The sequence below is a fragment of the Allobosea sp. 10L417 genome (assembly GCF_056395485.1).
In genome coordinates this window covers 153,738-174,743 of record NZ_JBFTJP010000011.1, presented here as the reverse complement: position 1 = coordinate 174,743, position 21,006 = coordinate 153,738, and the positions used below count along the sequence as shown (strand labels likewise).

Sequence of the window (21,006 nt, the reverse complement as noted above, 5' to 3'; positions counted from 1 at the left end):
GACCACGGTCTCCCGAGCTCTCATCCTGAGGAGCAGGCGCCAGCCTGCGCCTCGAAGGATGCTCCAGAAGACGCCGCTCACTGGAACATCCTTCGAGACGCGCCTTCGGCGCTCCTCAGGATGAGGGCTGTGGTTCACTGGCATCGGCGAACAGGCAGACACATGACCTCTCTCCCTAACGACACGCTCGCCCTGCTCAAGCGCCTCGGCGTCTCCGAGAGTGCCTATGCCGATGCCGGCCTCTCGGCCCGCTCGCCAATCACCGGCGAGACCGTCGTAACCCTGCGCGAGACCTCCCCGGGCGAAGCCGAGGCCGCGATCGGCCGGGCCCAGTCCGCCTATCTCGCCTGGCGCAAGGTGCCGGCGCCGCGGCGCGGCGAGTTCGTGCGCCTGCTCGGCGAGGAGCTGCGCGCCGCCAAGACCGATCTCGGCCTGCTGGTGACGCTCGAAGCCGGCAAGGTCACCTCCGAGGGCCTCGGTGAGGTCCAGGAGATGATCGATATCTGCGACTTCGCCGTCGGCCTGTCGCGCCAGCTCTACGGCCTGACCATCGCCACCGAGCGCCCGAACCATCGGATGATGGAGACCTGGCACCCGATCGGCGTCTGCGGCGTGATCTCGGCCTTCAACTTCCCGGTCGCGGTCTGGTCGTGGAACGCGGCGCTCGCCTTCGTCTGCGGCGACAGCGTCGTCTGGAAGCCCTCCGAGAAGACCCCGCTGACGGCGCTTGCCGTGCAGGCCATCGTCGAGAAGACGATGAAGCGCTTCGGCCCCGAGGCCCCCGTCGGCCTCTCCGAGATCCTGATCGGCGGCCGCGAACTCGGCGACATCCTGGTCCAGGACCATCGCGTCCCGGTCGTCTCGGCCACCGGCTCGACCCGCATGGGCAAGGAAGTCGGCCAGAAGCTGGCGGCTCGCTTCGCCCGCGCCATCCTCGAGCTGGGCGGCAACAATGCCGCGATCGTCGCTCCCTCGGCCGATCTCGACATCGCGCTGCGCGGCATCGCCTTCGCGGCGATGGGCACCGCCGGCCAGCGCTGCACCACGCTGCGCCGCCTGATCGTGCATGAGAGCGTCTATGACGCGCTCGTGCCGAAGCTCGCCAAGGTCTACGGCTCGGTGAAGATCGGCGATCCCCGCGAGGCCGGCGTGCTGGTCGGTCCGCTGGTCGACGAGGCCGCCTATCAGGGCATGCAGAAGGCGCTCTCCGAGGCCAAGGCCGAGGGCGGCAAGGTCCATGGCGGCGAGAAGGTCGATGTCGGCACTGGGGGCTTCTATGTCCGTCCGGCGCTGGTCGAGATGCCCAGCCAGTGCGGCCCGGTCGAGCGCGAGACCTTCGCGCCGATCCTCTATGTGATGAAGTACAAGTCCATCGACGAGGCGATTTCGATCCAGAATGCGGTCGGCGCCGGCCTGTCCTCCTCGATCTTCACGCTGAACATGCGCGAGGCCGAGCTCTTCGTCTCGGACGAGGGTTCCGACTGCGGCATCGCCAATGTCAATATCGGCCCCTCGGGCGCCGAGATCGGCGGCGCGTTCGGCGGCGAGAAGGAGACCGGCGGCGGCCGCGAGGCGGGCTCCGACGCCTGGAAGGCCTATATGCGCCGCGCCACCAACACCGTGAACTACGGCACCACGCTGCCGCTGGCGCAGGGCGTCAGCTTCGACGTGGATGCGTGAGGCATAAGCCGTCATTCTCGGGCGCCTGATAGCGGTGACCCGAGAATCTCATGACGAGAAGATGCTGGTTTTCGAGATGGTCGGGTCAAGCCCGACCATGACGGCCAGACGATGAGGGAGACGAAGACCATGGCCGGCAGCCACAAGCTCGCTGAGTTCACCTGGGACGATGCCTACCTGCTCGACGAGCAGCTCACCGAGGACGAGCGGCTGATCCGCGACACGGCCCGCGCTTACGCGCAGGAGAAGCTCGCCCCGCGCATCCACGACGCCTATCTCGACGAGAAGACCGACCGTTCCATCTTCAACGAGATGGGCGAGCTCGGGCTGCTCGGCGTCACCGTCCCCGAGGAATATGGCTGCGCCGGCGCGAATTACGTCTCCTACGGGCTCGTCGCCCGCGAGGTCGAGCGCATCGACTCCGGCTACCGCTCGATGATGTCGGTGCAGTCCTCGCTGGTGATGTTCCCGATCTATGCCTATGGCAGCGAGGAGCAGCGCAAAAAGTACCTGCCGAAGCTCGCCAGCGGTGAGTGGGTCGGCTGCTTCGGCCTGACCGAGCCGGACGCCGGCTCCGACCCCGGCGGCATGAAGACCCGCGCCGAGAAGGTCGCCGACGGCTACAAGCTGAGCGGCTCGAAGATGTGGATCTCGAACTCCCCGATCGCCGACGTCTTCGTCGTCTGGGCGAAGTCATCAGCGCATGACAACCAGATCCGCGGCTTCATCCTCGAAAAGGGCATGAAGGGTCTCTCGGCGCCGAAGATCGGCGGCAAGCTTTCGCTCCGCGCCTCGATCACCGGCGAGGTCGTCATGGACGGCGTCATCGTGCCGGAGGAGAACCTGCTGCCGAACGTCTCGGGCCTGAAGGGCCCGTTCGGCTGCCTCAACCGCGCCCGCTACGGCATCTCCTGGGGCGTGCTCGGCGCCGCCGAGGACTGCTTCCACCGCGCCCGCCAGTATGGGCTCGACCGCAAGCAGTTCAACAAGCCGCTCGCCCAGACGCAGCTCTATCAGAAGAAGCTCGCGGACATGCTGACCGAGATCACGCTCGGCCTGCAGGGCAGCTTGCGCGTCGGCCGGCTCATGGACGAGGGCAAGATGGCCCCCGAGATGATCAGCCTCGTCAAGCGCAACAATTGCGGCAAGGCGCTCGATATCGCCCGCCAGGCCCGCGACATGCATGGCGGCAACGGCATCCAGATCGAGTATCAGGTGATGCGCCACGCGGCGAACCTCGAGACGGTGAACACCTATGAGGGCACGCATGACGTCCATGCGCTGATCCTCGGCCGGGCCATCACCGGCCTGCAGGCGTTCTTCTGAGCGCCGTCAGGCGTCATGCCCGGGCTTGACCCGGGCATCTCGTCCCATGCGAACCTCCCCCGGAGATGGTCGGGTCAAGCCCGACCATGACGCCCGAGTCGAACCCGCCATGACGACCCCTCCCCTCGCCGGCCTGCGCGTCCTCGAACTCGCGCGCATCCTCGCAGGCCCCTGGATCGGCCAGCTCCTGGCCGATCTCGGCGCCGACGTCGTCAAGGTCGAGGCGCCCGAGGGCGACGACACCCGCAAATGGGGCCCGCCCTTCGTCGAGGGCACCGGTGAAGAGCATCTCTCAGCCGCCTATTTCCACGCCGCCAATCGCGGCAAGCGCTCGATCACGGCGGACTTCCGCACGCCAGAAGGACAAGCTCTGGTCAGGCGGCTCGCCGCGCATGCCGATGTGGTGATCGAGAACTTCAAGGTCGGGGGCCTGCAGAAATACGGGCTCGACGCGGCCTCGCTGCGCAAGGAATTCCCGCGCCTCGTCTATTGCTCGGTCACCGGCTTCGGGCAGGACGGCCCCTATGCGCCGCGCGCCGGCTACGACTTCCTCGTCCAGGGCATGGGCGGGGCGATGTCGATCACCGGCGAGCCTGCGGGCGCGCCGATGAAGGCGGGCTATGCGGTCGCGGACATCTATACCGGGCTCTATGCCTCTGTCGGCATCCTCTCCGCGCTGCGCCAGCGCGACGCGACGGGCGAAGGCGCGACGCTCGATCTCGCCTTGCTCGACTCGCAGGTCGCGGTACTCGGCAACCAGGCGATGAACTATCTGGTCTCGGGCAGCCCGCCGCCGCGGCTCGGCAACGCCCACCCCAACATCGTGCCCTACGACGTGTTCCCGGTCGCAGACGGCCACATCATCATCGCCACCGGCAATGACGGCCAGTGGCGCAAGCTCTGCGACGTTTTGGGCGATGCGGCCCTGGCCGACGACCCCGACTATGTCGACAACAAGTCGCGGGTGAAGAACCGGATCGCACTGACCGCACGGCTGCACGCGCTCTGCCAGCGCTACGGCAAGGCCGATCTGCTGGCGGCGCTGGAGAAGGTCGGCGTTCCCGCCGGGCCGATCAACGACATCGGCGAGGTCTTCGACGATCCGCAGGTGATCGCACGCGGCGTCAACGTCGCGCTGCCGAGCGCAGCCGCCAAGGCGGGCAGCATTCCGACCGTCGCCTCGCCCATCGTCATGAACGGTGTGCGGCAGGTGGCAAGCCGGCCGAGTCCGCGGCTCGGCGAACATGAAGACGACATCTTGAACGATCCGGCCTGGGGCGGAGTCTCCACGGCACCATGACACTCAGCCGTCATCCTGAGGGGCCGCGATGCGGCGTCTCGAAGGATGAGGGCTCGAAAAAGGGCAGCGAACATGGCTAATCGTACCGGCGGGCAGATCCTCGTCGACCAGCTTCTGATCCATGGCGCCACCGACGCCTTCTGCGTGCCGGGCGAGAGCTATCTCGCCGTGCTCGACGCGCTGCACGATGCCTCGATGAAGGTCACGATCTGCCGGGCCGAAGGCGGCGCCTGCATGATGGCCGAGGCCGTCGGAAAGCTCACCGGCAAGCCCGGCATCTGCTTCGTGACGCGCGGCCCCGGCGCCACCAACGCCTCGCCCGGCATCCATATCGCCGATCAAGACTCGACCCCGCTCATCCTCTTCGTCGGCCAGATCGAACGCGGCATGCGCGAGCGCGAGGCCTTCCAGGAGCTCGACTACCGCGCCGTCTTCGGCACCATGACGAAATGGGCGACCGAGATCGACGATGCCGCGCGCATCCCGGAGATCATCAGCCGCGCCTTCCATGTCGCGACCTCGGGCCGCCCCGGTCCCGTGGTGATCGCGCTGCCCGAGGACGTTCTGACCGATCTCGCGGATGTCGCCGACGCCGAGCCCTACAGCATAACCGAGCAGCACCCTTCGCCGGTGCAGATGGACGATCTCGCCAAGCGCTTCGCCGCGGCCAAGTCGCCGATCGCGATCCTCGGAGGCTCGCGCTGGAGCCCAGAGACGATCGCCGATTTCCAGGATTTCGCCGAGCGTTTCGACCTGCCGGTTGCGGTATCCTTCCGGCGGCAGATGCTGTTCCCGGCTGATCATCCGAACTTCGCAGGCGATCTCGGCATCGGCCCGAACCCGAAGCTGCTGGCCCGTATCCAGGAAAGCGACCTCGTCCTGCTCGTCGGCGGCCGCCTTTCGGAGATGCCGAGCCAGTCCTACAGCCTGTTCGGCATTCCCAATCCGGGCCGGCCGCTGGTGCATGTTCATCCCGACCCGGAAGAGCTCGGCCGGGTCTATCGCCCGACACTGGCGATCAACGCCTCGCCCGCTGGCTTCTGTGCCGCGCTGGCGACGATCGAACCGCCGAAGGCTCCGGCCTGGGCTGGCGCGAGCGCGGCCGCGCATGAGGCCTATATCGCCTGGAGCGAGCAGCCAGCGCCGGTGCCGGGAGAATTCCACCCCGGCGAGATGGTGCGCTGGCTGAGGAGCCAGTTGCCCGACGACGCGATCATGTGCAACGGCGCCGGCAACTACGCCACCTGGGTGCACCGCTTCCACCGCTTCAACAAGTTCGCGACGCAGCTTGCGCCGACCTCGGGCTCGATGGGTTACGGTGTGCCGGCGGCGATCGGCGCAAAGCAGATCTTCCCGGAGCGGACCGTCATCGCCTTCGCCGGCGATGGCTGCTTCCTGATGAACGGCCAGGATTTCGCGACGGCCGTGCAATACGACCTGCCCGTGATCGTCGTCGTGGTCGACAACGGCATGTACGGCACGATCCGCATGCATCAGGAGAAGCACTATCCGGGCCGCATCTCGGCAACGACGCTGAAGAATCCCGATTTCGCTGATTATGCCAGGGCCTTCGGGGGCCATGGCGAGCGCGTCGAAACGACAGCGGAGTTCGCGCCGGCCTTCGAACGGGCGGTAAAGAGCGGCAAGCCCGCGATCATCCACTGCCTGCTCGACCCGGAAGCGATCACCCCGGCGAAGTCGCTCTCGACGATCCGGGCCGAGGCCTTCGCCGCGCAGGGCAAGCGCTGATCGCGCCCAAGCGAGAAATTCGCCACTGCGCCTGAACCGGAGCCGAACCTTTCGCGACCAACCGTCGTTGAGGAAACGACGATGCGGAGGGCTCGGCGATGAAGCACGGATTTGCGATCCGATTCGGGATGGCGGCTTTGGCCGCCATCGCGGCGGCGCCTGGTGCGGAGGCCGCAGGCTTCTTCGACAATCTGGCGCGGGCGATCTTCGGCCCGCCGCGCCTGCGAGCCTCGCCGATCTATGAATTCGACGAAGCGCCGCGGGCCAAGCCACGTCAGCGTGCGTCCGAGCCAGCGTCAAAGCCGAAGCCGCCCGTCGTCAAGCTCGACCCGCAGACCGACCGGAACTGGCACCTGAAGGACCCGACGCTGCGGCGGGGCGATATTGTCGTCACCGCGAGCGGAGTACTGGTTTATCAAGGCCGCGACAGCGATGCGACGCATCCCGGCGATTTCGTTACCCTGGGCGGCAGCGACCCCAAGGGCTGGAAGCAGACGTTGCAGACCGCAGCCGCCGGCGGCCGCAACATGTTCCATAGCGACCCGGTCAGGGCGGGAGCCGCGACGACCGAAGCCGGCGAAAACAACCAGGCGACGGCCCGCTAGACATTTCGGCCATCAACGCGGCCAAACCACATCCGGCCAAGCAGGCCATCGCGCCAGAGCAGCATATGGACGGCCACAGCCGCCACATGTGCAGTACCGAGAGCGATCAGGATGTTGCCGAGCTGATCGTGCAGCCAAAGCATCTGCTTGTAGATGGCGGGGTTCGGACCGATCGGGTGCGGCACCGGAAACAGCCCGAAATAGAGTGTCGGGATCTGGATCGGAGCGGCTGCCGCCATGAGCAGCCCGGTGACCGGGAGTGCCAGCAGGCAAAGATAGAGCCCGGCGTGGACAGTGCCGGCCGCGGCGCGTAACCACCGGTTTTTCTCGAACGACTCCGGCTGCGGAACAGCCAGACGCAGCGCGAGACGCAGCACCACGAAGAGCGCGATCGTCAGCCCGACGGATTTGTGCCGCTGATAGAGTTCGAAGCGGGCGATGAGGTCGCGGCTCTCGTCCCGCATCGGGCCGGATATCCAGAACTGGAACAGCACGAGCAGCAGCGTCAGCCAGTGCAGCACGACACTGGCCGGATGCCAGCGGGCCGGCTCGCTCATCGCTTCAGGCGCCCTCTGATGACGATCTCCATGCGATCGTCGACGACGTTCACGTCGCGGCCGATACCGTAGACCGGCCGCAGGAAACTGCCGCTGGCCTGGAAAGGCAGCATTTCGCCGCGCCTCGCCCGCTCGATATCACCATCCACGGTGGCCCTCACGTCGAAAGGCTGCGTCACGCCCTTGATCGTCAACCTGCCGCGGATGTCGAGGCTGTTCTCGCCTGTGCGCGAAACGTGTTCGGAAACGAAGCTCGCCACGGGATAGTGAGCCACATCGAGCATGCTCTCCCCGGCGATGAAGCCGTCGACCAATGGCGAGCCCGCCTTGATCGACGCGGTCTCCAGCGTCACCCGGACGCGGCTTCGCTCGGGATGGTCGAAATCGATGGCGAAGTTGCCGTCATAGCGCTCGAAGCGCCCATTCGTGACCACGGCCCCGAAACGGTGCCCGATGAAGCCAACTTCGGTCGCACCGCGATCGAAGGTCCAAGTGGATTGGGCCTGAGCCTGCGATGCGGCCAGCAGGGCGGCGAAAGCGAAGGCACGAATCCTGATCATCATGGCACCCGGAAGCTGCCGGAGAAGAAGCGACCATCCGCCAACTTGAAGGAAATGCCATGGCCGCGTGAGCCGGAACACGGAAAGGTGATTCAAGATCGATCTATCAAGGTTGACGGCGCCTTCGCGCGGGCGCGGGCGCTTGACCAGTCGTTAAGCGCGCCCGTGTCGTGTCGTTGAAACTTTGCGGAGAGTCGTCAGTTGTTGTTCCGGCAGGGAGGCCGGCGAGATGGCAAGACGGTTGCGTAAAGTCGTGTGTGTCGCAGCCGTGGCGACTATCGCCGCCACTATGCCGGCGGGCGCCGCCGGCCTGCTCGACGATCTGGCCAACGCCCTGTTCGGGCGGCCGAGACCCCGCCCGGTGATCGAATACGAGCCCTATGATCCGCTGAGCGTCACCGTGAAGCCTCACCGGAAACGCGCTTCGGCCGAGGTCGCCTCCAAGCCGAAGCCGCCGGTGGTCAAGCTCGACCCCCAGCGCGACCCCGATTGGTATCTGAAGGACCCGACATTGCGCCGCGGCGATGTGGTCGTCACGGCGCGCGGCGTGCTGGTCTATCAGGGCCGCGACAGCGATCACATGATCGACGGGGACTTTACCGCGCTAGGCGGCAAGCCCGGCGAGAAGAGCTGGAAGGGCCAACTGCAGGCAGCCGCGGCCGGCGGCCGCAGCTTCTTCCGCGATTTCCGCGACGCGCCGCCCAGCCCCGCCGACATCTCGCTGGCTCAGCCGGCGGCGCAACGCGAACCCGCCCTGCCCTGACCTTGCTGCATCAGGCCTTCGAGCGGACACCGTCGAAGGTCGAGCGAATGGCGCGCGCCAGTGCGATCGCCGCCCAGCCCTGGAAGATCAGCTCGATCGCCAGGAAGGTGCCGAGCACCCAGAGGCTAGACGCGGGCCATTGCGCCAGGATCATGCCGCCGAGCAGCAGCGAGAGCGCGCCCGAGAAGGCGACCCAGCCCCAATAGGGCAGCTCCCGGTTCTGGAAGGCCATGATCAGACGGAGCACGCCCGTCGCGACCAGAGCCGCACCGGCCAGAAGGGTCAGCGACGCCGTGGCGACCAGCGGATTGACGAAGGTCATCACACCGACCGCAACGTAGAGCACGCCGATCAGGATGTGCCAGAGGCGGCTTTTCCAGGCTTGATGGCGGAAGGCGTCGATCAGCACGACGATGCCGCCGACAAAGATCATGGCGCCGAACCAGATGGCACTGGCGAGGCTGAGCAGCGCCACGGCGCCGAGGCCGAGAACGCCGAGGATGATGAGGATGATCCCCTCCGCCATCAACCAGCCCCAGCTACGCCGGAGCGGAATGAGATGCGTACCGAGAGAGGGAGGGTTGGAGACTCCAGACGGTGTGCTCATGGCGACCGACTCCATTCCGGGCAGCCGCGACAGCCGGGCTACCTCGTTCGACGGCGCGTATGAGAAACCCACGCAGCGGTTGCGTCAATGATCTGACGCAAGCCCGGCGTCAGTAGGTGGCGCGCCCGCCCGAAAGACCGAACACCGCACCGGTCGCGAAGCTGCAGCGCTCGCTCGCAAGCCGGGCGGCCGGCCCCGGCCCGCTCCGAAACGGCCCCGAGCCGCTTCAGCGGGCTTCTGGCCACCATGGCCGCGACCGTCTCCACGGAGAGGCGATGTCCCAGATTACGGTGTCAGGCCGTCCTGTTTCAACCGGTCCGCCACCGCGGCGCCGATCCCCCTGGAGCGGCCGGTGACGGCGGCGATCCGCCGCTCCGGCATGACGGCTTTAGCCGAGCCTTTCGGCGACGAGCTTGCGCAGGCCGCGCAGGTCCTTGACGAAGCCGCGGATGCCCTCGGCCAGCTTTTCGGTCGCCATCGCGTCCTCATTCATCGCGAAGCGGAAGGCCTTCTCGTCGAGCACGAGCTTTTCCGGGGCCTTGCCGGGCGCGTCCGGCTTCAGCTTGCGCGGCAACTCGCCGGTCGCGCCGGCAAGTTCATCGAGCAGGCCCGGGCCGATGGTCAGTCGGTCGCAGCCGGCCAGCGCCTCGATCTCGCCGGTGTTGCGGAACGAGGCCCCCATCACCACCGTGTCGATGCCGTAGGTCTTGTAATAGGCATAGATCGACCGAACCGAGACGACGCCGGGATCGGTCTCGGCGGTGTAGGGACCGCCGCCGGCCTTGACGTGCCAATCGAGGATGCGCCCGACGAAGGGCGAGATCAGGAAGGCCTTGGCATCGGCCGCCGCAACCGCCTGCGGCAGCGCGAAGAGCAGGGTCAGATTGCAGTCGATCCCCTCGCCCTGCAGCACCTTGGCCGCCTGCAGACCCTCCCAGGTCGAGGCGACCTTGATCAGGATACGGTCCTTGCCGACGCCGCGCTCCTTGTAGGCGGCGATGATGGCACGGGCTTTCTCGATGCTCGCCTGCGTGTCGAAGGAGAGATCGGCATCGACCTCGGTCGAGACGCGACCGGGCACGATCTTGGACAGTTCGGTGCCGAAGGTCACGGCGAGGCGATCGCAGACGGCATGGACCGCCTTCTCGCCACTGCCCTGCCTCTTGCCCCAGCCGATCGCCTCGTCGACGAGATGGGCATAGGCCGGGGTCTCGACGGCCTTGAGGATCAGGGTCGGATTCGTGGTGCAGTCGACCGGCTTCAAGCGGCGCACGGCCTCGATGTCGCCGGTGTCGGCGACGACGGTGGTCATTTCGCGGAGCTGGTCGAGCTTGGAAGCGGTCATCGTCTTTTCCTGGAAATCGTCTTCGTCAGGCTAACGCCTGCAATGTGACGCCTGTTCGGCACGATTGCGAGAGGGGCGAAGCAATTCGGCCATGCATGGCCGGCTCCCATCATGCTCGGGCTCGACCCGAGCATCTCTTTCGGGAGATTCTCGGGTCTCCGCTTCGCCGCGCCCGGGAATGACGGGCGTCGGCAACCGAGCACTCAGCTCTTCACCGCGCCCGATGTCAGGCCGGCAACCATGTTCTTGCGGAAGCCGTAATAGATCACCGCCGGCGGGATGGCGTAGAGCAGGCCCGCCGCCATAAGCAGGTTCCAGGGCGCATCGTCAGCCGAGAGGAAGAGACCGAGGCCCACCGCCAGAGGCACCGCCTTCTCCGACGAAAGCAGCAGGAAGGCGTAGAGATACTCGTTCCAGGCCAGCAGCAGCGCGTAGATGCCGATCACCACCATCGAGGGTTTCATCAGCGGCAGATAGACCAGCCGGAAGAGCTGGAGCGAGGTGGCGCCGTCCATCACCGCGGCCTCGTCGAGTTCCTTGGGCAACTTGTCGGAGGCCTGCTTCAGAACCCAGATCGCATAGGGCGAGGCCAGCGCCACCATGGCGAGGATCAGCGAGGCCTGCGTGTTGAGCAGCCCGTAGGAGCCCATCGCCTTGTACATGGGTATGGCGAGGAAGGCGGCTGGAATGAGATAGGTCGCAAGCGCGAGATTCATCATCGTGCGCCCGCCCTTCACTTTAAGCCGGGCGATGGCGAAAGCGGCCAGCGTCGCGACGAACAGCGTGATCGTCCCCGTCGCGATCGCGATGAAGAAGCTGTTGAACAGCTGCCGCCAGAAATTATGCAGGTAGTAGTGCTGCTGATTGAAGACGATCTGGAAGTTCTGCAGCGTCGGATTGTCCGGCCAGAGCTTGCCGGCCAGCATCGATTCCTGGTTCGAGATCGACAGAACGAAGAGGTGGTAGATCGGCAGCAGCGTCCAGATCAGCACKGGAATCGCGATCAGGATCAGCTTGCCTTCGTCGAGGAACTTCCTCATGCGTCTGCTCCCTTCGACAGGCGCTTCACCATCACGAAGACCATCGGCAGGATCAGCGGCATGGCGACGATGATCGAGGCGATGCCGAGATCGAGATTGTTGTTGCGCATATAGCGGATGCCGAGCGTCGAGAGGACGTGATTGAGATCACCCGGGCCGCCGCTGTTGAGCAGGTAGACGCTGTTGAAGTCGCCCAGCGTCCAGATCATCGAGAGCATGGTCGAGGTGATGTAGAGCGTCGCCAGCGAGGGCCAGGTGATGAAGCGGAACTGCTGCCAGCGATTGGCGCCGTCGACGCTCGCGGCCTCGTAGAGGTCCTGCGCGATGGCGAGCCGGCCGGTGATCAGGATCAGCGTCCAGAACGGCAGGGACTTCCAGATGTGGACGACGATCGACATGGCGAAGGCGAGCGTCGGGTCGGTCAGCCAGCCCGGCCCCTCCATGACGCCGAACCACTGGAAGAGCTGCTGGTTCACCAGGCCGTTCTCCGGGTTCAGCATCACCCGGAAGGACAGGATGGTCGGGATCGAGGGCACCGCCCAGGGCAGGATGAACAACACCAGCACGAAGCGGATCCAGGCCCGCTGCTGCACGAAGAAGCCGGACAGCCCGAGCGCGATCAGAAACTTCAGATTCACCGCCACGAACAGGAAGATGACCGTGTTGACGACAGTGCGCAGGAAGATCGGATCGGCGAAGAGCGCCTTGTAGGAATTCCAGTTGAGGCCGAGCCAGAGGCCATAGCCAACCGGGTAGACCACCATCACAGCGAAGACGAGCACATAGGGCGCCAGCATGATCAAACCCCAGATCGCGCGGTCGCGCGTGAAGCCCGATTTATCCTCGCGCGGTGCCGAAATCGGCGCTGTCATGGTGGCAGTGCTCATGGACTCTCCCTGGAATTGTCACCCGGTGAAAGATCCGCCGCGGCAATCCTTGCCGCGGCGGATCGAGGAGGCAAGCGAAGCGGACGCGGGTGTCAGCCCGCGATCTGCTTGATGCGGGCAATCATCTCGTCCACGGCCTGCTCAGCCGGGATCTTGTCCTGAACCACGCGATTCACGGCCTTGGCCCAGACGTTCTCGGCGTTCACGGTCGTGAAGTTGTAGTTGTAGACGAACTGGAACGGCACGGTGCCGTCCTTGTACTGCTTGTAGACGACCGCGCGGTGCGGGTCCTTGCCGTCAGACCAGAATGGCGCCTCGATGCCCTTCAGCGTCGTCGGGACCCAGCGGCCGGCCGAGCCTTCGACGAAGGGCCGCAGGTTCTCGTCCTTCATGAAGAAGGCCATGAATTCCTTGGCGCGCTTCTTGTTCTTGGCATCGGCGAAGATCACCGCCGTCTTGACCGCGGCGAGGTTGGTCATCTTGCTGCCGTCGGCCTTGAGCGGGAACTCGGCCGTGCGGATGTTGTCCTCGTAGTTCTTCTTGGCCTGCGCCCGCTGCTCGGCCGTGAGCGAGGGGTTGTTCATGTCGTCCATGTGCTTGCCGGCGATCGAGATCGTGGCGTTGTGCGTGGCGACGGTGGTGCGGTTGTGAAAGGCGACGTTGTTGTCCGGGTCGAGCCAGTTGACCGAGGACGGCGGCGTGCAGCCACGCTGGAAGATGTTGGCGTAGGACTTCACCGCCTCGACCATCGCCTTCTTGTTCTCGGGCTGGTCGAGCACGATCTTGCCGTTCTCGTCGACGACCTTGGCGTTATAGGCGTTGGCGAAGGTCAGGAAGGAGTAGAAGGTGTCGGAGGCGGCGATGCCCATCGGATGGCCAATGCCGTAGATGCGCTTGCCCTTGGCGCGCAGCGAACCCTGCACCTTGTCGCACCAGAAATCCCAGTAGCCGTTCCAGGTCTTCGGGATGTCGGCCTCCTTGAAGCCGGCCTCCTCCAGCATGTCCTTCCAGTAGGTGATGTGCATCATCTGCTGCTCGACCGGGAAGGCATAGTATGACTTCTTGCCGGCCTTGCCGTTCATCAGGAAGGTGGTCGAGAGCGCCATCGGCTGGATCTCGGCCTTCAGCGGCTCGAGCACGTCCGAGACGTCCTCGAGCTTGCCGTCATAGGCCCATTTGCCGGTCGTGCGGAAATCATAGGTGGTGCAGAAGCCGACATCCGGCGGCGTGCCGGCATCGACGGCGCCAACCGACTTGGTGACGCAGTCCTCGGTCGCATAGAGCGAGAGCTCGACCTTGACGCCCGTCGCCTTCTGGAACTTGTCGACGACCGCCAGCAACGCGTCGTCTTCGCCCTTGTAGAAGCCCTTGGTGAACCAGGCGGTCAGGACTTCCTGCGCCGAAGCCGCGCCGGACCAGCCTGCGAGAACCGCGGCCACAGCCGTTCCCAGGGCGAGATGACGAGCCAATTTCATCAGATAACCTCCCGTTTAAACCGTTTTAATCCGACGTTTTAATCGCCTTGCGGCGACCCTAATCGAAAAACCCAGGAGGAAACAAGCCGGCCCGCCGGTCTCCAAATAGTATTTTTAATTCCGATCCAGGCGGGTCCGCGCGCCCACTTGCGGTCCGCTTTCACCGAACCGTCATCTGTACAGTCTACGCGCAACGCCATCTCGCAATCGCGATTCAGAGACGGAGAGTTCCATGCAGCGCAAGGCCTTGAACGCCTTCATCATTGCGGCCGGCCTTGCCACCGCATCCGGCGCGCTCGCGGCCGAAGGCAAGCTCGTGCTCTACACCAGCCAGCCGAACACCGACGCCCAGCAGACGATCGACGCTTTCAAGGCGAAATACCCGAAGGTCGACGTGACCTTCGTCCGCGACGGAACGCCGCGCATCATGGCGAAGCTCAAGGCCGAGTTCGAGGCCGGCGCCCCGCAGGCCGACGTACTCCTCATCGCCGATTCGGTGACGATGGAAGGCCTCAAGAAGGACGATCGGCTGCTCGCCCACGACAAGGCAGATGTCTCCGCCTATCCGGCCGGCGTCCATGATCCCAAGAAGATGTGGTTCGCGACGAAGCTGATCACCACCGGCATCGTCTACAACACCAAGGCGGCGATGAAGCCGACGAGCTGGGCGGATCTCGCCAAGCCGGAAGCCAAAAACCAGCTGGCCATGCCGAGCCCGCTGAACTCCGGCGCGGCGCTGATCCACACGATCACGCTGACGAGCAACCTGAAGGACGGCTGGAGCTTCTATGAGAAGCTGAAGGAGAACGGCACGCTGGCCGCCGGCGCCAATGGCGATATCCTGCGCCAGGTCGCCACCGGCGAGAAGCTCTACGGCATGATCGTCGACTTCATGCCGATCCGCGAGAAGGCCAAGGGCGCGCCGGTCGAGTTCGTGTTCCCGAGCGAGGGGGTCTCCGCCGTCAGCGAGCCGGTCGCGATCCTGAAGAGCACGAAGAATCCAGAGGCCGCCAAGGCCTTCATCGACTTCCTGCTGTCGAAGGACGGCCAGGAGCTCGCGCTGAAGCAGGGCTATGTCGCGGCCCATCCCGATGTCGCCCTCCCGGCCGGCTATCCCGCCCGCAGCGCGATCAAGCTGATGTCGTTCGACGCCGCCAAGGCGCTCGCCGACGAAGCCGCGGCGCGCAAGCGCTTCAGCTCGATCTTCGAGTAAGGTCGCTTCCATGCTAAGGGCGCCGGCGCCATGACGCTGGCCATCGACCAAAACACGAAGCGGGAGCCCGCGCTTGCGGCCCCGCCTCTGCTGCAGCTGCCGGACGGCCTCGGCCTGCCGGCACTCGTCGTTGCGGTCGCGCTGCTGCTCGGCGGGCTGCCCTTTTTCCGGCTCGTCGTGGCGGCCTTCGCTCCCGGCTGGCAATTCGCGCCGGACGCCGCCTTCGCCGAGATGGCGAGCCGATCCGCCGTCGCAGCGACCTGGCATACGCTGGAAACCGCCTGCCTCTCCGCTCTCGGCGCTCTTTTGGTCGGGGGCATCGTCGCGCTGGCGCTCGGCGTCACCGATGTGCGCGGCAAGCGCCCCCTCGCCTTCTTCTTCGTCTTCTCGATGATGATCGCGCCGCAGGTGGCCGCGCTCGCTTTCCTCAGCCTGCTCGCGCCGAATTCGCAGATCCTGTCGCTGATCGGCCTCGCGCCTGCGCCCGGCACGCCGAATCCGCTGCTTGGCCGTGGTGGCATCATCCTGGTGATGGCCCTGCACCATGCGCCGCTGGTCGCGATCACGCTCTGGACGGGGTTGCGTAGCATCCCGCAATCGTTGATCGAGGCCGCGCAGATGGAGGGTGCCTCGAACGCCACCATCACGGCGCGGATCGTCGTCCCGTCGAGCCTCGGCGAGACGGCGGCGCTCGCCGTGCTGGTCGGCGTCGTGGCGGCGCTCGGCATCGTCGCGGGCGCGCTGGTCGCCCGCCGCCAGCGCGGCAAGGTCGAGATCGAGCGCCCGCTGGAACCGTTCTGGCACCTCGGTGCCGCCCGGCCCTTCGTTGCGGCCGGACTCTGGCTGCTGCTGGCGCTGAAACTGGGCCTGCCGCTGCTCGCCTTGCTCAGCGAGGCCCTGACGCCGGCGCTCGGCGTCGCGCTGTCCTGGCAGACGCTGACCTTCGACAAATTCAGCGAGGTACTGTTCAGGCAGGCCGTGACGATTCGCGCCTTCCGCAATTCGCTGCTCTTCGCCGGCGCGGCCGCCGTGATCCTGGCCTTCGTCGCAATCGCTTTCGCCTATGCGCTGGAACGGCGAATGGGCAAGCTCAGGCGCCCGATCGAACTCATGATCGAACTGCCCTATGCGCTGCCGGGCGTGGTCCTCGCCATCGCCTGCATCCTGATCTTCCTGAAGCCATTGCCGCTGATCGGCGTGAGCATCTACGGCACGCCCTTCATCATCCTCTTCGCCTATCTCGCGCGCTTCCTGCCGCTGGCGCTGAAGGCGCCGGTCGCAGCCATGGCCCAGATCGAGGCGCATCACGAGGAGGCGGCGAAGCTCGACGGCGCCAGTCTCTGGCAGATGCTGCGCTTCATCGTGGCGCCGATCCTGGCCCCCGCAGCGGCCGTCTCGGCGCTCATGGTCTTCCTCGTCGCCTTCAACGAACTGACCGTCTCGGCGTTGCTTTGGTCCTCCGGCACGGAGACGCTCGGCGTCGTGCTGTTCAGCCTCAAGGAGGCGGGTCTCGCCGGCGAAGCGGCGGCCGTCGCCGTCAGCGCCTCCGCCATCATCCTGATCGCGATGCTGACCCTCGACCTGCTCGGGCGGCACTTGCCCCAAAACATCCTGCCCTGGCGCCTCTAGGACACCGCGGCAGGGCAACGCAGTCGCAGCCTGGCCGTGACGGAAAATTAAACTTGAGGACGCCCTAGATGAAGCATGGGTGCTCTTCCGGTGCTTCAGTCCAGACAAGATCCGACCATCGACGACCGCAGGATTCTCGTCATCGAGGACTCCCGGACCTTCTCGCTCGCGCTACGTCAGTTTCTCGAAGCGGAGACCGGGTTGCCCGTCACGACCTGCGGCTCGCTCAAGGAGCTCAGCGAGATCATCGTCGCAGCCCCCGCTGCCTACGCGATCGCGGTCGTCGATCTCAACCTGCCCGATGCCCCCCGCGGCGAGGCGCTCGACTGGACGGTCACCCACGGCATTCCCTCGGTCGTCTTCACCGCCACCTTCGATCTCACCACGCGCGGGCGGATCATGGAGCGGGAGGTGATCGACTACGTCCTGAAAGACAACGAACTTGCCCTTCCCAATCTCGTCAACACGGTCAAAAGGGCGCTGAACAACCGAAACACCCGCATCCTCGTCGTCGACGACACACGCACGACCCGCAAGGTGCTGGCCCGGATGCTCGCGATCCAGCAATATGCGGTGGTCGAGGCCGGCTCCGGACAGGAGGCACTGACGATCCTGGAAGCCAATCCGGACATCCAGCTCGTGGTCAGCGACTACTACATGCCCGATATGGACGGCTTCGAATTGGCGCGCCGCATCCGGCGCCTCCATCCGCATGTGCGGCTTCTCGGCATCTCGTCCTCGACCGACCGCAAGACCTCCGCCGGCTTCCTGAAGGCAGGCGCCCATGATTTCGTCTCGCGCCCCTTCGTGCTCGAGGAATTGCAGTGCCGCATCGCCTCCAATGTCGAGACGCTGACGCAGCTGAGGCAGTTGCAGGACCTTGCCGCGCGCGACTTCCTGACCGGCCTGTTCAATCGCCGTCATTTCTTCGAGCGCGGCCGGACGCTGGTGGACGAGGCGCGCGAGATGGGCCTGCCTGTCTCGATCGCCATCCTCGACATCGACCATTTCAAGCGCCTGAACGACCGCTACGGCCATGATGGCGGCGACAGGGCGCTGGCAACCGTGGCACGTGGCCTGAGCGCCTCCGCCGAGCGCGGCTTCAACCTGCTTGCCCGCATCGGCGGCGAGGAATTCGCCATTCTCTTCCCGGGCGCGGAGCTCGCCGAGGCCACCCGGCTCTGCGACGATATCCGGGAGGCCATCGCTCGCGAGCCCCTCGTCGTCGACAACGAAACACTCGCCCTGACGGTTTCGCTCGGTGTGGCCCAGATCGGTGCCGGGGACGAGCTGGACGCCTGTCTCTGCGTGGCGGACCGGGCGCTCTATCTCGCCAAGCAGAACGGCCGGAACCGGGTCTGCGCCGACGCTTGCGAGCCCAGGCCGACCGCCTCTCAATAAGGCGACCCGGTGAAGGATCGTTCGCTTCAGGCGGCGTAACGACGCGCCGGCAGCCCTCGCGCCCGGTGTCGCGAAGGAGCTTGCCGGCTCTGGCCGAATTGATCGCGTCCGATCGTTTCCGCGACGCCTACCGCTGCGGCCGGCCTCTCGTGCCGTCGGACGACCACTGAAAAATCCGTGCGGCTCCCCGCGCCCGCTATTCGGCGGCTGCGCGGTGTTCCACGCGTTGCTCGCCCATCAGCAACGTCCGCGACGTTTTCGCCTCGCGCACGATGAAGTCGACGATGGCGCGTACGCGAGCGACATCCTTCAGATCGGCGTGGACGAGCAGCCAGAAGGAGCGCGTGATCTGCACAGTCGCCGGCAGCACCGGCACGAGACGCGGTTCGCCCTCCGCCATGAAATGATGGATCACGCCGATGCCGGCGCCCGCCACCACGGCATTCATCTGCGCGATGACACTGGAACTCTGGACATGGGCGCGCAGGCCCTTGGCGACCTCGTCGAGATAGTCGAGCTCGGGCGAGAAGATCAGGTCGTCGATATAGCCGATGATACGGTGCTCGAAGAGATCCTCCGGTGCGGTCACCGGCGGCATCGACGCCAGGTATTCCGGCGAGGCGTAGAGGCCGAGACGATAGTCGGAGAGCTTGCGAGCGACGACCTTGCCCTCCTTGGGCGGGGCCAGCGTGATCGCGACGTCGGCCTCGCGCTTCGACAGCGAAAGCAGGCGAGGCATGGCGATCAGCTGGATCTCCAGCCCGGGATAGGATTTCGCGAAGGTTGCCAGCCGTGGCGCCAGGAAGGCGGTGCCGAAGCCATCGGGCGCACCGATCCGGACCGTGCCGGACAAGGCCATGTCGGCGCCGCCGATATCGCTCTGGATCGCGAGCGCCTCGGTCTCCATGCTCTCGGCCTTGGCGAGCAGGCGCTCGCCGTGAGCGGTCAGAGTGTAGCCTTGCGGCCGGCGCTCGAAGAGCTTGGCCTTGAGCGCCTCCTCCAGCGAGGTGATGCGGCGCGAGACCGTGGCATGATCCGCTCCAAGCCGGCGGGCCGCTGCCGTCAGGCGCCCCGAGCGCGCCACGGCGAGAAAGAAGCGCAGATCGTCCCAGTCGAATCGCTCCAAGGCGCCCTCCCTGTATTTGTGTTTTCGCACGACCTACGTTCCACTATCGCTATAGTCGTGCGCAAACGAGAATGGTAGTGAGTCAGCAAGATCACGACACCAGCAATTCGTAGGGAGGGCGCCATGCGTCAGGTTGGACATTTCATCGGCGGCAAGCAGGTCGCCGGCACCTCGGGGCGCAGCTCCGACATCTTTCAGCCGATGGATGGCAGCGTGATCGGCAAGGTCGCGCTCGCTTCCGCCACCGAGCTCGATGCTGCCGTCAGGAACGCCGCCGAGGCGCAGCCGAAATGGGCCGCGGTCAACCCGCAGCGCCGCGCCCGCGTGCTGATGAAGTTCCTCGACCTCATCGCCCAGAACAATGACGAGCTCGCCGAGCTGCTCGCCCGCGAGCACGGCAAGACCATTCCCGACGCCAAGGGCGACATCCAGCGCGGTGTCGAGGTCGTCGAGTATTCGCTCGGCGTTCCCAGCCTGATGAAGGGCGAATTCACCGACGGCGCCGGCCCCGGCATCGACATCTACTCGCTGCGCCAGCCGCTCGGCGTCGTCGCCGGCATCACGCCGTTCAATTTCCCCGCGATGATTCCGCTCTGGAAGCTCGGCCCCGCCATCGCCTGCGGCAATGCCTTCATCCTGAAGCCTTCGGAGCGCGATCCCGGCGTGCCGATGCGCCTGGCCGAGCTCTTCGTCGAGGCGGGCGGGCCTCCCGGCATCCTCAACGTCGTCAACGGCGACAAGGAGGCGGTCGACGCCATCCTCGACCATCCCGAAATCAAGGCCGTCGGCTTCGTCGGCTCGACGCCGATCGCCGAATACATCTACGCTCGCGGCTGCGCGAACGGTAAGCGGGTGCAGTGCTTCGGCGGCGCCAAGAACCACATGGTCATCATGCCCGACGCCGACATGGACCAGGCGGTCGACGCACTGATCGGCGCCGGCTACGGCTCGGCCGGCGAGCGCTGCATGGCGATCTCGGTCGCGGTTCCCGTGGGCAAGGCCACCGCCGACGAGCTGGTGAAGCGCCTGATCCCGCGCGTCGAGAGCCTCAAGGTCGGCCCCTCGACCGATCTCACGGCCGATTACGGCCCGGTCGTCACCAAGGCGGCGATGGAGAAGATCAAGTCCTATGTCGACATCGGCGTGCAGGAAGGCGCGACGCTTGCCGTCGACGGACGCGGCTTCAAGATGCAGGGCTATGAGAACGGCTTCTATGTCGGCGGCTGCCTGTTCGACAACGTCACCAAGGACATGCGGATCTACAAGGAAGAGATCTTCGGGCCGGTACTCTCGGTCGTCCGCGCCGACAGCTATGACGAGGCGCTGAAGCTCACCAACGACCACGAATACGGCAACGGTACCGCGATCTATACCCGCGACGGCGATGCCGCGCGCGACTTCGCCTCGAAGGTGCAGGTCGGCATGGTCGGCATCAACGTGCCGATCCCGGTGCCGCTCGCCTACTACACCTTCGGCGGCTGGAAGCGCTCCGCCTTCGGGGACCTCAACCAGCACGGCCCGGATTCGATCCGCTTCTACACCAAGACCAAGACGGTGACCGCGCGCTGGCCGAGCGGCATCAAGGACGGCGCCAGCTTCGTCATCCCGACGATGAACTGACGCACGGCCGGCGGAGGGGGCGATGGAGCGAATGCTGCGGATCACCGCAACCTCGCTCCCCGCCTACCTTCGCGCGAGCAGGCCCGCCATCAATGCTGCCGGCGCATCGCGATCCGCCGACAG

At 65.9% G+C, this 21,006-nt stretch carries 18 protein-coding genes; 10 read left to right on the top strand and 8 right to left on the bottom strand.

Annotation, left to right across the window (positions count from 1 at the left end):
* The first annotated feature begins 162 nt into the window (after window positions 1–162).
* The 5 genes from amaB to AC1DE3_RS23310 all read left to right on the top strand — a co-directional run bounded on the left by amaB (window position 163) and on the right by AC1DE3_RS23310 (window position 6,660).
* Window positions 163–1,680, top strand: a complete 1,518-nt coding sequence (amaB, locus tag AC1DE3_RS23330) for an L-piperidine-6-carboxylate dehydrogenase (RefSeq protein WP_441510738.1) — start codon at window positions 163–165, stop codon at window positions 1,678–1,680.
* A gap of 129 nt (window positions 1,681–1,809) precedes the next feature.
* On the top strand, window positions 1,810–3,006 hold the full coding sequence (locus AC1DE3_RS23325; RefSeq protein ID WP_441510737.1) for an acyl-CoA dehydrogenase: 1,197 nt from the start codon (window positions 1,810–1,812) through the stop codon (window positions 3,004–3,006).
* 109 nt (window positions 3,007–3,115) lie between these two features.
* A complete protein-coding gene (locus AC1DE3_RS23320) occupies window positions 3,116–4,306 on the top strand; it encodes a CaiB/BaiF CoA transferase family protein (RefSeq protein WP_441510736.1) in 1,191 nt (396 codons plus the stop codon).
* A 72-nt stretch (window positions 4,307–4,378) separates the two neighbouring features.
* Entirely contained in the window at window positions 4,379–6,055 is a 1,677-nt protein-coding gene (locus tag AC1DE3_RS23315) for a thiamine pyrophosphate-binding protein (RefSeq protein WP_441510735.1), read from the top strand.
* Between the two features lie 98 nt (window positions 6,056–6,153).
* A complete protein-coding gene (locus AC1DE3_RS23310; RefSeq protein WP_441510734.1) occupies window positions 6,154–6,660 on the top strand; it encodes a hypothetical protein in 507 nt (168 codons plus the stop codon).
* On the opposite strand, the gene AC1DE3_RS23305 is transcribed toward AC1DE3_RS23310, so the two are convergent.
* Both AC1DE3_RS23305 and AC1DE3_RS23300 read right to left on the bottom strand, forming a co-directional pair.
* Window positions 6,657–7,217, bottom strand: a complete 561-nt coding sequence (locus AC1DE3_RS23305; RefSeq protein WP_441510733.1) for a cytochrome b — start codon at window positions 7,215–7,217, stop codon at window positions 6,657–6,659. The two genes, AC1DE3_RS23310 and AC1DE3_RS23305, sit on opposite strands and share 4 nt — an antisense overlap.
* Window positions 7,214–7,777: a YceI family protein gene (locus AC1DE3_RS23300; protein WP_476795095.1), complete on the bottom strand. Its 564-nt coding sequence runs from the start codon at window positions 7,775–7,777 to the stop codon at window positions 7,214–7,216. The genes AC1DE3_RS23305 and AC1DE3_RS23300 overlap by 4 nt, the downstream gene beginning before the upstream one ends.
* Before the next feature lie 268 nt (window positions 7,778–8,045).
* On the opposite strand from AC1DE3_RS23300, the gene AC1DE3_RS23295 reads away from it, so the two are divergent.
* Window positions 8,046–8,540 carry a hypothetical protein gene (locus AC1DE3_RS23295; RefSeq protein WP_441510731.1) on the top strand — a complete coding sequence of 165 codons (495 nt, stop codon included), beginning with the start codon at window positions 8,046–8,048 and terminating at the stop codon, window positions 8,538–8,540.
* Window positions 8,541–8,550: 10 nt separating this feature from the next.
* Here the strand turns inward: AC1DE3_RS23295 and AC1DE3_RS23290 are convergent, their stop codons facing one another.
* From AC1DE3_RS23290 to AC1DE3_RS23270, 5 genes are all read right to left on the bottom strand, one after another.
* A complete protein-coding gene (locus AC1DE3_RS23290) occupies window positions 8,551–9,147 on the bottom strand; it encodes an HdeD family acid-resistance protein (protein ID WP_441510730.1) in 597 nt (198 codons plus the stop codon).
* Between the two features lie 388 nt (window positions 9,148–9,535).
* Window positions 9,536–10,492, bottom strand: a complete 957-nt coding sequence (tal, locus tag AC1DE3_RS23285) for a transaldolase (RefSeq protein ID WP_441510729.1) — start codon at window positions 10,490–10,492, stop codon at window positions 9,536–9,538.
* Window positions 10,493–10,695: 203 nt separating this feature from the next.
* Window positions 10,696–11,532, bottom strand: a complete 837-nt coding sequence (locus AC1DE3_RS23280) for a carbohydrate ABC transporter permease (protein ID WP_441510728.1) — start codon at window positions 11,530–11,532, stop codon at window positions 10,696–10,698.
* A complete protein-coding gene (locus tag AC1DE3_RS23275) occupies window positions 11,529–12,329 on the bottom strand; it encodes a carbohydrate ABC transporter permease (RefSeq protein ID WP_441511181.1) in 801 nt (266 codons plus the stop codon). Before AC1DE3_RS23275 ends, AC1DE3_RS23280 begins: the two co-directional genes overlap by 4 nt.
* Before the next feature lie 182 nt (window positions 12,330–12,511).
* Window positions 12,512–13,894, bottom strand: coding sequence for an ABC transporter substrate-binding protein (locus AC1DE3_RS23270; protein WP_441510727.1), 1,383 nt, complete (start codon window positions 13,892–13,894; stop codon window positions 12,512–12,514).
* 232 nt (window positions 13,895–14,126) lie between these two features.
* On the opposite strand from AC1DE3_RS23270, the gene AC1DE3_RS23265 reads away from it, so the two are divergent.
* The 3 genes from AC1DE3_RS23265 (at window position 14,127) to AC1DE3_RS23255 (ending at window position 18,137) form a co-directional block, all read left to right on the top strand.
* Window positions 14,127–15,107, top strand: coding sequence for an ABC transporter substrate-binding protein (locus tag AC1DE3_RS23265; protein WP_441510726.1), 981 nt, complete (start codon window positions 14,127–14,129; stop codon window positions 15,105–15,107).
* 30 nt (window positions 15,108–15,137) lie between these two features.
* Window positions 15,138–16,736: an ABC transporter permease gene (locus AC1DE3_RS23260; RefSeq protein WP_476852808.1), complete on the top strand. Its 1,599-nt coding sequence runs from the start codon at window positions 15,138–15,140 to the stop codon at window positions 16,734–16,736.
* 75 nt (window positions 16,737–16,811) lie between these two features.
* Window positions 16,812–18,137 carry a GGDEF domain-containing response regulator gene (locus AC1DE3_RS23255; protein ID WP_476852807.1) on the top strand — a complete coding sequence of 442 codons (1,326 nt, stop codon included), beginning with the start codon at window positions 16,812–16,814 and terminating at the stop codon, window positions 18,135–18,137.
* Window positions 18,138–18,333: 196 nt separating this feature from the next.
* Here AC1DE3_RS23255 and AC1DE3_RS23250 read toward each other — a convergent pair whose 3' ends face one another.
* Window positions 18,334–19,263 (bottom strand): LysR family transcriptional regulator, encoded by a 930-nt coding sequence (locus AC1DE3_RS23250; protein WP_441513702.1) that lies wholly within the window; start codon window positions 19,261–19,263, stop codon window positions 18,334–18,336.
* Between the two features lie 123 nt (window positions 19,264–19,386).
* Between AC1DE3_RS23250 and AC1DE3_RS23245 the strand changes: the two genes are divergently transcribed.
* Window positions 19,387–20,883, top strand: coding sequence for a CoA-acylating methylmalonate-semialdehyde dehydrogenase (locus tag AC1DE3_RS23245; RefSeq protein WP_441513701.1), 1,497 nt, complete (start codon window positions 19,387–19,389; stop codon window positions 20,881–20,883).
* Window positions 20,884–21,006: the final 123 nt, after the last annotated feature.

Bases quoted from the DNA above. Each gene is read 5' to 3' on its own strand.
- amaB (WP_441510738.1), top strand. From the start codon at position 163: ATGACCTCTCTCCCTAACGACACGCTCGCCCTGCTCAAGCGCCTCGGC.
- AC1DE3_RS23325 (WP_441510737.1), top strand. From the start codon at position 1,810: ATGGCCGGCAGCCACAAGCTCGCTGAGTTCACCTGGGACGATGCCTAC.
- AC1DE3_RS23320 (WP_441510736.1), top strand. From the start codon at position 3,116: ATGACGACCCCTCCCCTCGCCGGCCTGCGCGTCCTCGAACTCGCGCGC.
- AC1DE3_RS23315 (WP_441510735.1), top strand. From the start codon at position 4,379: ATGGCTAATCGTACCGGCGGGCAGATCCTCGTCGACCAGCTTCTGATC.
- AC1DE3_RS23310 (WP_441510734.1), top strand. From the start codon at position 6,154: ATGAAGCACGGATTTGCGATCCGATTCGGGATGGCGGCTTTGGCCGCC.
- AC1DE3_RS23305 (WP_441510733.1), bottom strand. From the start codon at position 7,217: ATGAGCGAGCCGGCCCGCTGGCATCCGGCCAGTGTCGTGCTGCACTGG.
- AC1DE3_RS23300 (WP_476795095.1), bottom strand. From the start codon at position 7,777: ATGATCAGGATTCGTGCCTTCGCTTTCGCCGCCCTGCTGGCCGCATCG.
- AC1DE3_RS23290 (WP_441510730.1), bottom strand. From the start codon at position 9,147: ATGAGCACACCGTCTGGAGTCTCCAACCCTCCCTCTCTCGGTACGCAT.
- tal (WP_441510729.1), bottom strand. From the start codon at position 10,492: ATGACCGCTTCCAAGCTCGACCAGCTCCGCGAAATGACCACCGTCGTC.
- AC1DE3_RS23275 (WP_441511181.1), bottom strand. From the start codon at position 12,329: ATGCTGGCGCCCTATGTGCTCGTCTTCGCTGTGATGGTGGTCTACCCG.
- AC1DE3_RS23270 (WP_441510727.1), bottom strand. From the start codon at position 13,894: ATGAAATTGGCTCGTCATCTCGCCCTGGGAACGGCTGTGGCCGCGGTT.
- AC1DE3_RS23265 (WP_441510726.1), top strand. From the start codon at position 14,127: ATGCAGCGCAAGGCCTTGAACGCCTTCATCATTGCGGCCGGCCTTGCC.
- AC1DE3_RS23260 (WP_476852808.1), top strand. From the start codon at position 15,138: ATGACGCTGGCCATCGACCAAAACACGAAGCGGGAGCCCGCGCTTGCG.
- AC1DE3_RS23255 (WP_476852807.1), top strand. From the start codon at position 16,812: ATGGGTGCTCTTCCGGTGCTTCAGTCCAGACAAGATCCGACCATCGAC.
- AC1DE3_RS23245 (WP_441513701.1), top strand. From the start codon at position 19,387: ATGCGTCAGGTTGGACATTTCATCGGCGGCAAGCAGGTCGCCGGCACC.